11 protein-coding genes are annotated in these 15222 nt (G+C 71.9%); 5 read left to right on the top strand and 6 right to left on the bottom strand.

Annotated elements, in window-relative coordinates:
* Window positions 1-14: 14 nt before the first annotated feature.
* From AB0C66_RS13365 to AB0C66_RS13340, 6 genes are all read right to left on the bottom strand, one after another.
* A complete protein-coding gene (locus tag AB0C66_RS13365) occupies window positions 15-1952 on the bottom strand; it encodes a LamG domain-containing protein (RefSeq protein WP_362436712.1) in 1938 nt (645 codons plus the stop codon).
* Between the two features lie 236 nt (window positions 1953-2188).
* The gene (locus AB0C66_RS13360) at window positions 2189-3274 is read right to left on the bottom strand and encodes a pyridoxal-phosphate dependent enzyme (RefSeq protein WP_362436710.1); all 1086 of its coding nucleotides are present in this window, start codon (window positions 3272-3274) and stop codon (window positions 2189-2191) included.
* A 315-nt stretch (window positions 3275-3589) separates the two neighbouring features.
* Window positions 3590-4240 carry a hypothetical protein gene (locus AB0C66_RS13355; protein WP_362436708.1) on the bottom strand — a complete coding sequence of 217 codons (651 nt, stop codon included), beginning with the start codon at window positions 4238-4240 and terminating at the stop codon, window positions 3590-3592.
* Between the two features lie 175 nt (window positions 4241-4415).
* Complete coding sequence (locus AB0C66_RS13350) at window positions 4416-4901, bottom strand: SRPBCC family protein (RefSeq protein ID WP_362436706.1); 486 nt, start codon at window positions 4899-4901, stop codon at window positions 4416-4418.
* A gap of 162 nt (window positions 4902-5063) precedes the next feature.
* Window positions 5064-5942 (bottom strand): YegS/Rv2252/BmrU family lipid kinase, encoded by an 879-nt coding sequence (locus AB0C66_RS13345; RefSeq protein WP_362436704.1) that lies wholly within the window; start codon window positions 5940-5942, stop codon window positions 5064-5066.
* A 2-nt stretch (window positions 5943-5944) separates the two neighbouring features.
* A complete protein-coding gene (locus tag AB0C66_RS13340; RefSeq protein ID WP_362437374.1) occupies window positions 5945-7543 on the bottom strand; it encodes an FAD-binding oxidoreductase in 1599 nt (532 codons plus the stop codon).
* A 127-nt stretch (window positions 7544-7670) separates the two neighbouring features.
* On the opposite strand from AB0C66_RS13340, the gene AB0C66_RS13335 reads away from it, so the two are divergent.
* The 5 genes from AB0C66_RS13335 to AB0C66_RS13315 all read left to right on the top strand — a co-directional run bounded on the left by AB0C66_RS13335 (window position 7671) and on the right by AB0C66_RS13315 (window position 15051).
* The gene (locus tag AB0C66_RS13335) at window positions 7671-8270 is read left to right on the top strand and encodes a TetR/AcrR family transcriptional regulator (RefSeq protein WP_362436702.1); all 600 of its coding nucleotides are present in this window, start codon (window positions 7671-7673) and stop codon (window positions 8268-8270) included.
* Window positions 8267-9841 carry a glycerol-3-phosphate dehydrogenase/oxidase gene (locus tag AB0C66_RS13330; protein ID WP_362436700.1) on the top strand — a complete coding sequence of 525 codons (1575 nt, stop codon included), beginning with the start codon at window positions 8267-8269 and terminating at the stop codon, window positions 9839-9841. The genes AB0C66_RS13335 and AB0C66_RS13330 overlap by 4 nt, the downstream gene beginning before the upstream one ends.
* Window positions 9842-10170: 329 nt before the next feature.
* Window positions 10171-12066, top strand: a complete 1896-nt coding sequence (locus AB0C66_RS13325) for a glycoside hydrolase family 9 protein (protein WP_362437373.1) — start codon at window positions 10171-10173, stop codon at window positions 12064-12066.
* A gap of 227 nt (window positions 12067-12293) precedes the next feature.
* On the top strand, window positions 12294-13133 hold the full coding sequence (locus AB0C66_RS13320; RefSeq protein WP_362436698.1) for an alpha/beta hydrolase: 840 nt from the start codon (window positions 12294-12296) through the stop codon (window positions 13131-13133).
* Window positions 13134-13224: 91 nt separating this feature from the next.
* Complete coding sequence (locus tag AB0C66_RS13315) at window positions 13225-15051, top strand: acyl-CoA dehydrogenase (RefSeq protein ID WP_362436696.1); 1827 nt, start codon at window positions 13225-13227, stop codon at window positions 15049-15051.
* The last annotated feature ends 171 nt before the right edge of the window (window positions 15052-15222 follow it).

Raw genomic sequence — 15222 nt, 5'->3', positions numbered from 1 at the left:
GTGAGCCATGGCGGTCACGCGGTACGGGCCAGTGCGGCGATCTCGGATGACGAGAGCGCGCGCGGGAACACACCGACCGCGTCGATCCCGCCGCGGAAGCGGTCGGCCACGGTGCCTTCCCATTTGCCCCGCCCCACCACGAACGCGCCCGCCGCCGACCACACGGGCGTGTGCCGGGTGGTGTCCTGGAGCCGACCGTCCACATACAGCCGTATCTCCTTCGCGGGCGCGTCATAGACCCCCACGATGTGCTGCCATTCGCCGAGGACGGGACTGGTGGCCGAGACCGCCTCGTCCTCGTCCGCCTCCGAGGAGTCGGCGTCGCAGATGGCCAGCCGCCAGCGGTCGATGGAGTTGTCGTACTGGAGGAAGAAGCCGCTGATCTCCTGTCCGTCCTGGCTGATCGCCGTGGAGAAGTCCTGCTTGGAGGCGAGGTTGAGCCAGGCGGAGACGGTGTAGCTCCGCGTGGTGTCGATGGTTCCCGATACCCCCTCGACGTACTGGGACCCGTTCAGCGAGAGCGACCCGCCACGGCTCCCGCTCCGGGCGCCACTTCCCCTCAGAGTGCCGTCGTTGCCGCGGCCGGAACCATCACCGACGGTGGCCCCGGATCCCTCGGTGAAATCCCATCGCACATCGGCACCGCTCACGGCGGGCTTCGGTGGTTTCTTGGAGGGCGAAGGCTTCGGTGAGGGCGGATTCTTGCTGTGCGGCTTCTTTTTCTTCTTCGGCGGCCGGGTGGTCTGTGCGGAGGTGGACGGGGACGGGGACGGGGACGTGGTCGTCACCGAGATCGACGGCTCGTCCTGTGACCGGGCGGCGTCGCTGCCGTCCTCCCCGCCGTGGTGGGTGGCGGAGAGTGCCGCGGCGGCGATGACCCCCACACAGATGGCGGCCGAGGTGAGGGCCACCTGCGCGGTGCGCCGCCGGTGGCCGCCACCCCGGCCGTGGAAAGTGGAGGGGGCGGACACGGAAGCGGGCGCACCGCCCTCGGCCGTCGGCTCCTGCCCGGTCGGCTCGGCGCCCCGGCCCGTGGCGTCGGCCTCCGGTTCCCCGTGCGCGCCCTCGTCCGTACCACCGGCCACCGCCTCGACCGCCCTGCGCTGGGCGACATAGCGGGCCCCTCCCCACGCCAGTACACCCTCCGCGAGCAGGGTGTCGCAGTGGTCTTCCATCCGGGACAGTTCGTCGAACGCCCGTCGGCAGTAGGCGCAGTCGGCGAGATGGCCGTCCAGATCGCTGGCGGGGGAGATGCTCCGGGTCTCCGCGGCGACCTCGACCAGCCGGGCGAACGGGCGGCACGCGCTGGCGCCCTCGTCCGCGTAACCACGGAGGTAGGCGTCCCGGAACTTGGCGCGGGCGGTCCCGCGCCAGCCGCGGACGGTCTCGGTCGGTGCGGTCAGCAGACGGCCGATGGCGGCGGGCTCCTCCCGTTCGACCACGTCGTGCCACAGCACGGTCTGGATATGCACCGGCAGACCGCGAAAGGTGCGGTGCAGTAAGGCGGGACGGGCGGGGCCATCGGCCCCGTGTGTGTCGTCGGACGGTGTGTTTCCGGGGACGTCGTCCGGGCGGCTCGCCAGCCAGTCCCGGAACTCCGGGCTCAGTTCCGCATGGCGGTCGGAGTCGGTCCACCGCTGCCCGGCCACCTTCAGCACCGAGGCCAGCAGCCTCGGCCGCCATGCCTCGTCCGGTGCGGCGGGATCCGCGTCCCGTACGGCCGAGTGGATCGCCTCGGCCGCCAGGGTGTCGGCGCCGCACGGGGCGGAGACACAGAGCGAGGCGTAGGCGGTCACCGCGCGGAGATGGCGCGCGCTCAGCTCCGCCACCACCCGCTCGACCGATTCGGGTTGCCGCGATGCCCTGTTGACCAGGGCGGTGTCACCCAGGTCGGAGAGTGGTCCCTCGCCATCGGCCGCTGCGGCACCGGGGTCTTGCCATCGTTCGGACACGTCGTCATTCCCGCGATCTGTGTGGAGATGTGGAGCCACCCGCGTCGGGCCGGGCCGGGCCGTGGCCGCCCCTCCCTTCCCGAAGAGCCACTTGCGACGTGGACGCCGTGTGCGCACTAATGATGCACTCCAGTGGAATTCAATAACAACACACCGGCGTTGACTCCTGGTGGCCTCCGGGCAAACACCCTCATCGGCGATGCCTGTGGTGTGCGGTTGCGGGCCTGTTGGTGGTGCTACGGGGCTGGTGGGGCTGTATGCGGCGGTATGGGGGCGGTGTCGGCACACACCGGATCGGCGGGGCGCGGGCGGGGACCGTGGGTATGGAGGAAGAGCACGGGACCCGGGCGCAGATGGCCGTCGGCCGCGAGGGCGAGCAGCGCGGCCATGGCCTTCGCCGTGTACACCGGTTCCAGCGCCAGTGACATGGTGTCGGCGGCGAGGCGTTGGACACGCAGCGCTTCCGGTGTGGGGTGGCCGTAGCCGGGGCCGAGCCACCGGCGCACCAGGGTCAGCCGCTCCGGACCGATGTGCACCGGCGGGAGATCGGCGCCATGGGACCGGAGGACACGTACGGCCTTGTGGGCCAGACCGGCCACGGTGGGCGGGTCCAGGCGGAGTGTGTCATTGACGACCACCCCCACCACCCGGGTACGGAGCCCGGCGAGGTGCAGCCCGAGGGAGAGTCCCGCGGCCGTGCCTCCGCTGCCGACCGCGGTGACGAGGTGCGAGGGTTCCGGGAGCGCACCCGCAGCGATCTGCGCCGCCAGTTCGAGCGCCACTTCCACAGAGCCGAGAGTGCCGACCGGGGTCGAGCCGCCCGCGGGAAGGTAGTGCGGTGGCCGTCCCGCGGTGGTGTGGCGCAGGAAGAGCCACGGCGCGGTGGCCATGGTGCGGAGCTTGCTGCGGGTGAAGTGGAGCGTGGCCCCGGACCGGCGCAACCTCCCCAACTGGGCCCGGACATGGTCGTCGACCGGCTGGTCGACAAGGGCAAGGGCGGTGGCCATTCCCTGCTCCCTGGCGTACAGCGCGGCGGCCAGACCCCAGTTGGTGCCGGTGCCGCCGACCGTCAGGAGGGTCCGCGCCCCGCGGCGCCGCGCGTCGGGCAGCAGCCATTCGAGCTTGCGGACCTTGTTGCCGCCCCAGCCGCCGTCGCCGTACCCGCTCTCGTCCTTGCACCACAGCGACAACCCGGGCGCCACCCCCGGCAACCGCACCACGGGCGTGGGGGCTTGGCCGAGCGGAAGATACGGCAGCGTGGACACCAGCGCGGGAAACCGGTCATGGAGATGTGGGCGGCGGGCCGCGGCGGTTCGCGCCATTCCGGACTCCTTTCCGTGATGCATCGCTCCTGTGACACATCGCTCAATCCGTCATTTCTTGCATTGCCCTAGCCTTCTCTCAACCTCCGCCTGTTGGTTACCCCTTTATGGTGCCGGGTACGTGGTCCGCTCCGGGTGCTGAACGTCCAGGACGTGGTGGCGGTGCGGACGGACCGTCGCCGCGGGAGGTGGTACGACGACTGGCAGGAGTGGGAGAACGACCTCAGGTCCGAAACCGGATACCTCCCCCGCTGAGCCCGGCCCTGTCCGCCGCGCCCGCCCCGACCCCCACCGGGGCGGGTCCGCGCGGATCCACTACGGTGTGCCGTCCCAGCGCCACGCGGTGCGGCGGGGGTGGCCGGGGAGTTCGGTACGGCCGGTGGCCCACAGCAGGGTCGGCCATGGGGCGGCGACATCGGCCGGGACATCGGGGAACAACCGGGCCAGAACGCGGGCGCACAGATCGGCGGGCGGCTCCCAGCCGAGCCCGAGCCCCTCGGCCATGTCATGTGTGTGCACCAGGGTTTCCACGATGCCCATCGCGGCGAAGCCCTCGGGGTCCGAGGTGCCGTAGCCGTGATAGGCGCGGGTGTCCGGGGACGCGGTGCGCACCATCGCCACCAGCAGGGCGCCGCTGGCCTCGAGTACACACAGCAGCCCGGCGGGCCCGGCCGCGCGGTCGGCGTGGATGGCGTTGGCCGGGCCACCGGGGCGCCGGCTCTCCCAGATGAAGGGCACCTCGCCGTCCAACGGCGGTGCCGCCGGGCCCAGTTGGGCGGCGTACGCGAAGAGATCGTCGCTGAGGTGTTCCGCCGTTTCCCAGCGGTCCCACTCCAGCGCACCGGCCCTGCCGTCCCAGACGTCCGGCGGCGCCGTACGCAGCGTCTCGACGGCGAGTCGTACGGCGAGGGCGAGGTCGTCCGCGGTGACGGGGGAGCGGTGGCTGTTCTCTGCTGATCCGGGCATGGCGGGACCGTACCCCGGGCGCGGGATCCTCGCGCACGCACTTTCTCCGCCCCGGGTGCCGGGGCCGTCCCGTCGCCCACACCCGGCGACAGGACGGCGACCACACGGCGACCACACGGCGAGCGGACCGCGACCCGACCCCCGACCGCACGGCGATCGGAGCGGCACTCCGCGCTCAGGCCACCCGGTGTTCCCCCTCCAGCTCCTCCTTGAGCCGCCGCAGGGTCTGCTGGATGCTGCCCCGGTTGAACCCGGCCCGGTCGCGTACCCCGGAGACCACCGGACTGATCCCGCGCATCAGCCATCCGCGCTGGTCGATCCAGGTCTCGGTGACCTGGGTGGCCCGGCCCTCGTCGAGCGGTTCGAAGCGGTAGCTCCAGACCGCGATACGCAGACCCACCGCGCGCACGACGAAGGTGAAGCGCTCGCCGGGGTCGGCCGCGGTGATGGTGCACCGGGTCGACCACGGCCGCCGGTCCGAGCGGTTGCGGCCGGTGAACCGCGTCCCGGCGCGTATCTCCGCGGCGGCGCCGCCCCTGACCTCGCCCCCGGTGCACTCGGGGCTCCAGCGGCCCATGTCCGCCACCCGCGTCACCGTGTCGTACACGGTCCGCGGTGGTACGGCGATCCGTATCGTCTCGGACACCATGTCGTCCGTCATCGGCCTCTCCTCATCGGGTCCTTCTCCGTCCCGCCGGTCGGCACCACAACCCCGGCGCCACCGGCCCACCGCCACCGGCCCACCGCCACGGGTCCCCCGCCACCGGCCCACCGCCACGGGTCCCCCGCCACCGGCCCACCGCCACGGTCCCGCGCCGCCGGTTCAGCACAACAGGTTCAGCGCCTCCGGCAACACCCGTGCCGTCACCGGCAGTTCGGCCTCCACCTCGCCGTCGGCACCATACGGCAGCTCCCGGTCGGCCTCGATGCGCACCTCGCGTCCGTGCAGGATCTCCACCTCCTTGCGCCGGATGTGCCGCCCGGTCTTGAGCTCGTTCATCATGCTGAAGAAGAGCATCCGCGACGCGTGGTGGATGACCACCACATCGAGCACACCGTCGCGCACCGAGGCGCCGGGCGCGATCTGCCGGCCGAAGCCGTAGTAGCCGGAGTTGGCCGCCACCACGGTATAGCCGGTGCGTTCGAGCGGGGTGCCGTCGATGGTGATGCGGTAGTGGACCGGCCGCCAGGTGGTGACGGCCCGCAACCCGCCCGCGTAGTACGAGGCGGCGCCGCCCAGGGCACGGTAGGCGTCGGCGTGGCGGTTGGCGAGGGCGTCCACGCCCGCGTACACACTGCCCAGCACCGCCATCCGCTGGTGGACGGCGGACTCGACCTCGATGGCGTCGGTCTTCACGGGTTCGGCGTGCAGCAGCACCTCGGCGAGGTCCGCCACCTTCTCGGGCAGTCCGAGCGCACGGGCGAAGTCGTTGCCACGGCCCGCGGGCACGATGCCCGCGACGGCGTCGGTCCCGGCCAGGGCGCCGACGACCCGCCCCGCCAGTCCGTCGCCGCCCACACCGAGGACCACCCGGCCCCGCTCGGCCGCGCGCAGCGCGAGGTCCCGTGCGTGGCCCAGGCTGCGGCTGTACTCGACTTCGAGCTCCGCGCCCCCTTCGCGGAGGGCGCGGGCCAGCGGGACCAGGGACTCGCTCCCCGAGCTCCCCGAGGTGGGTTTGACGACGGCGGTGAAGTGGCGCATGGCTACGCTCCGGGGGACGTCGGGGGCGGCAGGAGAATACCCGGGTTGAGGATGCCGGACGGGTCGAGCCGGTTCTTGACGGCGTGCAGCACCTCCACGCCGAGCGGGCCGATCTCCTGTGCGTACCAGTCCCGGTGGTCGGTGCCCACCCCGTGGTGGTGGCTGATGGTGCCGCCGGAGGCGATGATCGCGTCGCAGGCCGCCCGCTTGGCGCCCGCCCAGTGCTCCTCGGGCTTGTCGCCCTGGGCGCTGAGCACGGTGAAGTACAGCGAGGCTCCCGCCGGATACACATGGGAGATATGGCACAGCACCACCGGCGGGGTGCCCGCGTCGGACAGGGCCGTGGTGAGCGCGGTGCGCACGTTCTCGTACAGCGCGGGGATCTGGGACCAGTACGCGGCGGTCTCCAGCGTCTCCGCGAACGCACCCGCGTCGAGCAGCGAGTCCCGCAGATACGGGGCGGAGTAGCGGCCGTGGTTCCACTTCTCGCCCGGCTCCTCGCCGAGGAAGGTGCCGTCGTGGGCGCGCAGCACGGCCCGGGCGCGCTCCCTGCGGACGGCCACCTCCTCGGCGCCGCCCTCGTACCCGGCGATGGCCAGGCATCCGGTCTCCGAGGAGCCCTTCCCGATGGCGGTGGGATCGGCCAGACCCACCAGGGTCTCGGTCTCGTCGGACAGCCGCAGCACAGTGGGCAGCGGGCCGTCCTGGGCCAGCGCGCGCAGCGCCTCCCGGCCCTGCTCGAAGGAGCTGAAGCGCCAGCCCTCGTAGACGCGGGTTTCCGGACGCGGCCGGATCCGCACGGTCACCGAGGTGATCACGCCGAAGGCGCCCTCCGACCCCAGCACCAGCTGGCGCAGATCCGGTCCGGCGGCCGAGCGCGGGGCGCTGCGGCCGGTCTCCCAGGTGCCCTCGGGCGTGGCCACGCGCAGGGCGGTCACCATGTCGTCGAAGCGGCCGTAGCCCGCCGACGCCTGGCCGCTGGAGCGGGCGGCGGCGAATCCGCCGATCGTCGCCCATTCGAAGGACTGCGGGAAGTGGCCCAGCGTATAGCCGTGTTCGGCGAGCAGCGCCTCGGCCTCGGGGCCGCGCAGCCCGGGTTCGAGCACCGCGGTGCGGGAGACGGTGTCCACCTCGGTCAGCCGGTTCATCCGGCGCAGGTCGAGCGTGATGAAGCAGTCGTGGCCGCCGGGGGCGAGACCGCCGACGACGCTGGTGCCGCCGCCGAAGGGGACGACCGCGATCCGGCGCTCGGCGCACAGCCGCAGGACGGCCACGACCTCGTCGTGGCCGCCGGGCCGGACCACCGCGTCCGGGGCGTCCTCGACGGCGCCGGACCGCATACGCAGCAGGTCGGGGGTGGACTTGCCGCGGGTGCGGCGGATCCTGCTGGCACCGTCGGTGAGGACGTGCTCCGCCCCGACGATCTCCGCGAACGCCGCACGCGCGTCCCCGGCCAGCCGGGAGGCACGCGGCTCGACGGCCTCCAGGGTGACGGAGCGGCCGTCGGACGGCCGTACCCCGAGCAGTTCGCCGAGCAGGCCGACAACCGGTTCGGGCAGTGGCGCCGCCCGGTCCGGATCGCCCCAGCCGTTCCACAGCATGTCTGTCGACTCCACCTGATTCCTCGCTTCTCCGTGCGGCTCAGCCGTGCTTCGCGGTGCGGATCACACGCACCCGGGGCGGGCCCGGCCTTCGCCCGGCGCCGCATCCGCCGTTACACTGTGACAGATGACGTCCAAACGCAACACCTCTCGGGTTGACGACGCCGTGCTCGACGCCGCACGGGACTGTGTGCTGGCCGTCGGCGTCCGGCGGACGACCCTGACCGACGTCGCGCGCCGCGCGGGGGTGTCCCGGATGACGCTCTACCGGCGCTGGCCCGATGTACGGGGGCTGGTCGGCGACCTCATGACCCGGGAGTGGCTGGCCGCCACCGTGGGCGCCATGCCGCAGCCGGGTCCGCTCGGGACGGCGGACGTCCCGCTGGTCGACGCCCTGATGGGCGGGCTCCAGGCGCTGCGCGCCCACCCGCTGCTGCGCAAGATCCTCGACGTCGACCCCGAGCTGATGCTCCCGTACCTCTTCGACCGCCGGGGCGCCAGCCAGAACCGGGTGCTGGAGTTCCTCGAGGCCGCGCTGCGGAGCGGCCACGCCGACGGCACGGTCCGGAAGGACCACACGGTGCGCCAGGCCCGTGCGCTGGTGCTGGTGCTCCAGTCGTTCGCCCTGTCCATGCAGACCATGACCGACGACACCGATCCCGAACTGGACGACACCGCCTTCTACGCGGAAGTCCGCCACATCCTGGAAAGGATCCTCGCCCCATGAGTGCTGCCGCCGGACCCCGCCCCGACCACTCCCTCACCTCCCTCACCGCCGCGCGCCGCTCCCGGGAACTGGAGGAGCTGGCCGCGGGCGCCTCCGTCGACGTCCTCGTCGTGGGGCTCGGTGTCACCGGTGCCGGAGCCGCCCTCGACGCCGCCTCCCGGGGTCTGTCGGTCGCCGCGGTGGACGCCCACGACCTGGCCTACGGCACCTCCCGATGGAGCTCCAAGCTGGTCCACGGCGGACTGCGCTACCTGGCCACCGGCGATGTCGGAGTGGCCTACGAGAGCGCGGTGGAGCGCGGCGCGCTGATGGAGCACACCGCACCGCACCTGGTGCGCGCCCAGTCCTTCGTCATGCCGCTGACCGCCCTCACCTCGCACCGCGACGCCGCCCTGGTCCGGGCCGGGCTGCGGGCCGGTGACGCGCTGCGGCTGTCCGCGCGCACCGGCCGCGCCACCCTGCCCGCGCCGCGGCGGCTGTCCGCCGTGGAGACCCTGGCCGCGGCGCCCGGGCTGCGGCGGCAGAGCCTGCGCGGCGGGCTGCTGTCGTGGGACGGCCAACTCGCCGACGACGCCCGGCTGGTGACCGCCATCGCGCGCACCGCGGCCGGATTCGGCGCCCGGGTGCTCACCCGCACCCGCGCCCTGTCCCTCACCGGTGGCGAGGCCCTGGTCCGTGATGAACTCACCGGGCAGGAGATCCGCGTCCGGGCCCGGACCGTCATCAACGCCACCGGTGTCTGGGCGGCCGAGCTGACCGAGGGCATCCGGCTGCGCCCCTCCCGCGGCACCCATCTGGTGCTCCGCGCCGAGAGCCTGGGGGGCCTCCGTACCGGACTGCACATCCCCGTCCCCGGCGAGACCAACCGCTTCGTCCTGGTGATCCCCCAGGACGACGGCCGGGTCTACGTGGGGCTGACCGACGAGCCCGTGGACGGCCCGGTGCCGGACGTCCCCGAGGCGCCGGAGTCCGACATCGGCTTCCTGCTGGACATCCTGGGATCCGTCCTCGACGTGCCCGTCCGCCGCGAGGACGTGGTCGGCGCCTTCGCCGGACTGCGCCCCCTGCTGGAGACGGAACACACCACCCGCACCGCCGACATCTCCCGCCGCCACGCCGTCCTCACCTCGCCCGAGGGTGTGGTGACCGTCGTCGGCGGCAAGCTCACCACCTACCGCCGGATGGCGCAGGACGCCGTGGACGCCGCGCTCACCGCGGGCCGTCTCGCCGCCCCCCGCCCCTGCCGGACCTCCCGGCTTCCGCTGGTGGGCGCCGCACCCCGGCCCGCGCTTGCCACCCTGGCCGCTCCGCGCAGGCTCATCGACCGCTACGGCACCGAGGCCCCGGCCATCCAGGCCCTGGCCGACGCCGATCCCCGGCTGGCCGAACCGGTGGCCGACGGGGTGCGCACCACCCGCGCCGAACTCCTGTGGGCCGTCCGCCACGAGGGCGCCCTCGACGAGTCCGACCTGCTGGACCGCCGTACCCGGATCGGGCTGGTCCCCGAGGACCGGGCCGCGGCGGAGGCGGCGGCCCGGGAGGCGCTGGCATCGGTGACCCACCAGGTATGACCCACCGGGTGTGACCCACCAGGTATGTGCGTTCACGGAGTGTGACGGTGTACCGGAGAGACGGGCTCCGACCAGGGCGGAAGGCTGCACGGAGGCTGGTCTGCCACAGCGGCCTACCTCAATTGAATGAGCCGGGATCGCTCAATTGGTGCACGCGAATTTCGGCTAGGCGTACGAAGCCCCGGGCCGCGTCGGTTCCCTAGGGTCGGCAGGCGTATGGAAAGCCGTCGAGGGATTCCCACGGACCCTCGTCGGCGCGCGGCGGCGGATCGGTGGCCGCCGAGCCGTCGCGCTGCCTCTGCCCCCGCTTCGGAAGTACTGACGCCTTGATTCACTCCGCTCCCCGGACACGTCCTGCCCTCGACCGGGCCGGCCGCCGTCGGCGCACGCTGGGCGCGGCCGTCGCCGCGGGGCTCGCCCTGGGCGCTCTGACCGCACCCGCGGCAGCCGCCGCGGACCACTCCGGTCCGCGTGGCGCCGGGGCCGACCGCCCCAAGGTCGACACCGGCTCCCCGGTGCGTGTGAACCAGGTCGGCTACCCGACGCACGGCCCCAAGAAGGGCACCGTCGTCACCCCCGCCACCAAGCCCCTCACCTGGACCCTCCGGGACGCCGACGGGGTGAAGCGGGCCGGTGGCACCACCACCCCCGCGGGTATCGACCGCAGCTCCCGCCAGAAGGTGCAGACCTTCGACTTCAGCGAGGTCACCGCCCCGGGCAAGGGATACACCGTCACCATCGGCGGGAAGAAGAGCGAACCGTTCACCATCGGTGACAACCTCTACGGTTCGCTGCGCTCCGACGCGCTGGCGTACTTCTACCACAACCGCAGCGGTATCAAGATCGACAAGAAGTTCGTCGGCGACGCGTACGCCCGCCCCGCGGGCCACGACCGTAAGGCCCCGCACCGCGGTGACACCGAGGCGCGCTGCACGAAGGGCGTGTGCGACTACCGGCGCGATGTCTCCGGTGGCTGGTACGACGCCGGTGACCACGGCAAGTACGTCGTCAACGGCGGTATCTCGGTGGCCCAGCTGATGTCCTCCTATGAGCGCACCCTCACCGCCCCGGGCGCCGACGCCGCACCGCTCGGCGACGGCCGGCTCCGGGTGCCCGAGCGCGGCAACGGCGCCCCGGACGTCCTCGACGAGGCGCGCTGGGAGATGGACTTCCTGATGCGCATGCAGGTGCCGAAGGGCAAGCCGTTCGCCGGGATGGCGTTCCATAAGGTGCACGACAAGCAGTGGACCGGTATCCCGACCCGGCCGGACCAGGACAAGCAGCCGCGTGAGCTGCGCGCGCCGTCCACCGCGGCCACGCTCAACCTCGCGGCCACCGCCGCACAGGCCGCCCGTCTCTTCCAGCCCTACGACGCGGAGTACGCGAAGCGGTGCCTGGAAGTGGCCCGCACCGCGTGGGACGCGGCCAGGGCGCACCCGAAGAAGCTCGCCAGCGACCGGGATGCCATCGGCGGTGGCGCGTACGGCGACCGCGATGTCCGGGACGAGTTCTACTGGGCGGCGTCCGAGCTGTTCATCACCACCGGCGAGAACACCTACCGCACGGCGTTCCTCACCTCGCCGCTGCACGGCGACGCCGACGCGCTCTTCCCGCGCGTCAGCGGGGTGTCCTGGGCGTCGGTGGCCGGGCTCGGCGCGCTCGACCTGGCCACCGTGCCCGGCAACCTCACCGGCGAGCAGCGCGCCGCGGTCCGCTCGACGGTCACCAAGGCCGCCGACCGCTACGCCTCGTTCTCCGAGAAGTCGGCCTACGGTGTGCCGTACGCGCCCAAGGGCGGCAAGTACGAGTGGGGCTCCAACAGCCAGGTGCTGAACAACATGGTCGTCCTCGCCACCGCGCACGACCTGACCGGCAGGACCCGCTACCGTGACGCGGTGCTGCGCGGCATGGACTACCTGCTGGGCGGAAACCCGCTCAACCAGTCCTACGTCACCGGCTACGGCGAACGGGACTCGCGCAACCAGCACCACCGCTTCTGGGCGCATCAGCTCGACCCCAAGCTGCCCCACCCGGCACGCGGTTCGCTGGCCGGTGGCCCGAACTCCGGGCTCGAGGACCCGCTTTCGAAGAAGAAGCTGAAGGGCTGTGCCCCGGCGATGTGCTACACGGACGACATCATGGCGTTCTCCACCAACGAGATCACCATCAACTGGAACGCGCCGCTGGCCTGGATCTCGGCGTACGTCGACGACCAGGAGCGGTGACGGACGGACAACCTCAGCGGGAAAGTGCGGTATGCGGTCGGCGGTGATTGCCGACCGCATACCGCTGCGCGGCTGGGCCATTGCCGGTCGAGCCCACCCGAGTGAACGCGTCGTTGAATAGCTGAGGCCGGTGCGCCATGATGCTGTGATATCCGAGCACAGTCGGTTCCACCGCACCGTGAGACGGCAACCCGCCTTCGTTCGCCGGCCGTTGGGGGATTTGGTAGATGGCTGAGGTGGACCTCTCGGCAGGGACCGTCGCGTACGAAGACACCGGTGGCGACGGACCGGTGGTTGTCCTCCTGCACGGCGTCGCCATGGACGGGTCGCTGTGGCGGAACGTGGTCGCCGAGCTCCGCGCCGACTTCCGGTGTGTGGTGCCCACGCTGCCACTGGGCGGGCACCGGCGTCCGATGCGCGCCGACGCGGATCTGTCCATCCTCGGCGTGGCGCGGCTGGTGGCCGAGTTCCTGGAGAAGCTCGACCTGCGCGATGTCATCGTGGTGATGAACGACTGGGGCGGAGCCCTGGCGCTGGTCGCCGACGGCCGTGACCAGCGGATCGGACGGCTCGTCATCACCTCGTGCGAGGCCTTCGAGAACTTCCCGCCGGGGCTGCCCGGCAGCAATCTGTACCTGTCGGCCAAGGTGCCCGGTGGCATCTATCTCGCCTTCAGGCTGCTGAAGCTCACACCGTTGCGGCGGTTGCCGATGACCTGGGGGAGGATGAGCAAGCGGCCGGTGCCGCACGAGGTCATGGACCAGTGGTTCCGGCCACTGTGGACCTCCAAGGAGATCCGCCGGGATCTGAGGAAGTACGTCCTCGGAGTGCCAGCGAAGAGCGAGCTCGACAACTGGGCCGAGAGCCTACGGGACTTCGACCGTCCCGCACTTGTCGCCTGGGCGGCCGAGGACAAGGTCATGCCGCCCGAGCACGGCCGCAGACTGGCCGCGCTGCTGCCCAAGGGACAGCACGTGGAGATCACCGACAGCTACACCCTCATCCCCGAGGACCAGCCGGGACAACTCGCCGCAGCGGTACGGATGTTCGTGCTGGCGGGGTCCTGATCCATGAGCGACACCCAGCCGGGCCCCCGGGCCCGGGACAGCAAGGAAGTTCTGGCCGATGTCGAACAGGTGAAGAGTCGAGTAGGTGAAGATGAGCCACTACCAACCCAACCTCCGCGACCTGGAGTTCAACCTCTTCGAGGTGTTCGGCCGGAGCGAGGTGTACGGCCGGGGCACGTTCGCCGAGATGGATCCCGCGACGGCGCGCGCCGTCCTGGCCGAGGTCGCCCGGATGGCCACCGACGACCTGGCCGACAGCCTCGTCGACGCCGACCGCAACCCGCCCTGCTACATCCCGGGCAGCCGGACGGTGACCCTGCCGGACAGCTTCAAGAAGGCGTACCGCACCTGGACCGACGCCGGTTTCCACCGGCTGGACCTGCCACCGGAGCTGGGCGGGGCCAGTGCTCCGCCGTCCCTGTACTGGGCGGTTTCCGAACTCGTCCTGGGCGCCAACCCCGCCATCCACCTCTACTCGCTCGGCATCGGCATCAAGGTGATGCACCAGCTCGGCACCCCCGAGCAGCGACGGCTCGCCAGGGCCATGGCGGACCGCCAATGGGGCTCGACCATGGTCCTCACCGAGCCCGACGCGGGGAGCGACGTGGGCGCGGGCCGCACAAGGGCCATCCGGCAGGAGGACGGCTCCTGGCATATCGAGGGCGTCAAACGCTTCATCACCTCGGGCGAACACGACCTGGCCGAGAACATCGTGCACCTGGTGCTGGCCCGCCCCGAGGGCGCGGGCCCCGGCACCAAGGGGCTGTCGCTGTTCATCGTGCCCAAGCACCAGGTCACCGACTGGACCACCGGTGAGCTCGGTGCCCGCAACGGCGTCTACGCCACCGCCCTGGAACACAAGATGGGGCTCAAGGCGTCCACCACCTGCGAGCTCACCTTCGGGGCGGAACACCCCGCGGTCGGGCATCTGCTGGGGGAGGCGCACGACGGTATCCGGCAGATGTTCCACATCATCGAGGCCGCCCGGATGACCGTGGGTACCAAGTCCATCGCCACCCTCTCCAGCGGCTACCTCACCGCGCTCGCGTACGCACGGCAACGCGTCCAGGGCGCCGACCTCACCAGGGCGGCGGACAAGACCGCGCCCCGCGTCACCATCGTCCACCACCCCGATGTGAAGCGCTCCCTGCTGCTCCAGAAGGCATACGCCGAGGGGATGCGCGCGCTGGTGCTGTTCACCGCCACCATGCAGGACCGGATGACGGCCGCCGAGGTGGCGGGGAACACCGACGAGGAGGCCAAGGTCCTCAACGATCTGCTGTTGCCGATCGTCAAGGGGTACGGTTCGGAGAAGTCCTTCGAGCAGCTCACCCAGTCCCTCCAGACCCTGGGCGGCTCCGGCTATCTCCAGGACTTCCCCGTCGAGCAGTATCTGCGCGACGCCAAAATCGACTCGCTGTACGAGGGCACCACCGCCATCCAGGGCCTGGACTTCTTCTTCCGCAAGGTCACCCGGGACCAGGGCAAGGCGCTCACCGCACTCCTCGCGGGGGTGAGGGAATTCCTCGACGCCGAAACCGGCGGCGAACCCCTCGCGGCCGAACGGGCCCTGCTGGCCACCGCGTTCGACGACGTGCGGGCCATGGTCGGTGTGATGACCGACCAGCTCATGGCCTCCCTCGAAAACCCCACCTCGCTCTACCGCGTGGGCCGCAACACCACCCGGCTGCTGTTCGCCACCGGCGACCTGCTGCTGGGCTGGCTGCTGCTGCGCCAGGCGGCGGTGGCCCTGGAGAAGCAGCCCACGGCGACACCCAAGGATGCCGCCTTCTACCGGGGAAAGGTCTCCTGCGCTGCCTTCTTCGCCCAGGAGGTGCTGCCCCTGCTGACGGCGCAGCGCGCCATCACCCGGTCGGCCGGGGCGGAGTTCATGGAGGTACCGGAGGACGCCATGTGACCGCGTCCCGGTGTGTGCGGGGGGCGCGGGGGCGGACGGCCGGGGTGCGAACCCCGCCCGCCGGCCCGCGCCGCGTCTAGAGCCTGTCCGGCGGATCATTGTCACGGCAGGTCAGCCTTGATGATGATCCGCGGGACGCGGCTGGGGGTTGGTTGTCAGGTCATCGCGAAC

This window comes from Streptomyces sp. NPDC048636, from assembly GCF_040650655.1.
GTDB lineage: Bacteria > Actinomycetota > Actinomycetes > Streptomycetales > Streptomycetaceae > Streptomyces.
This window is presented reverse-complemented; position numbering and strand designations above follow the sequence as displayed.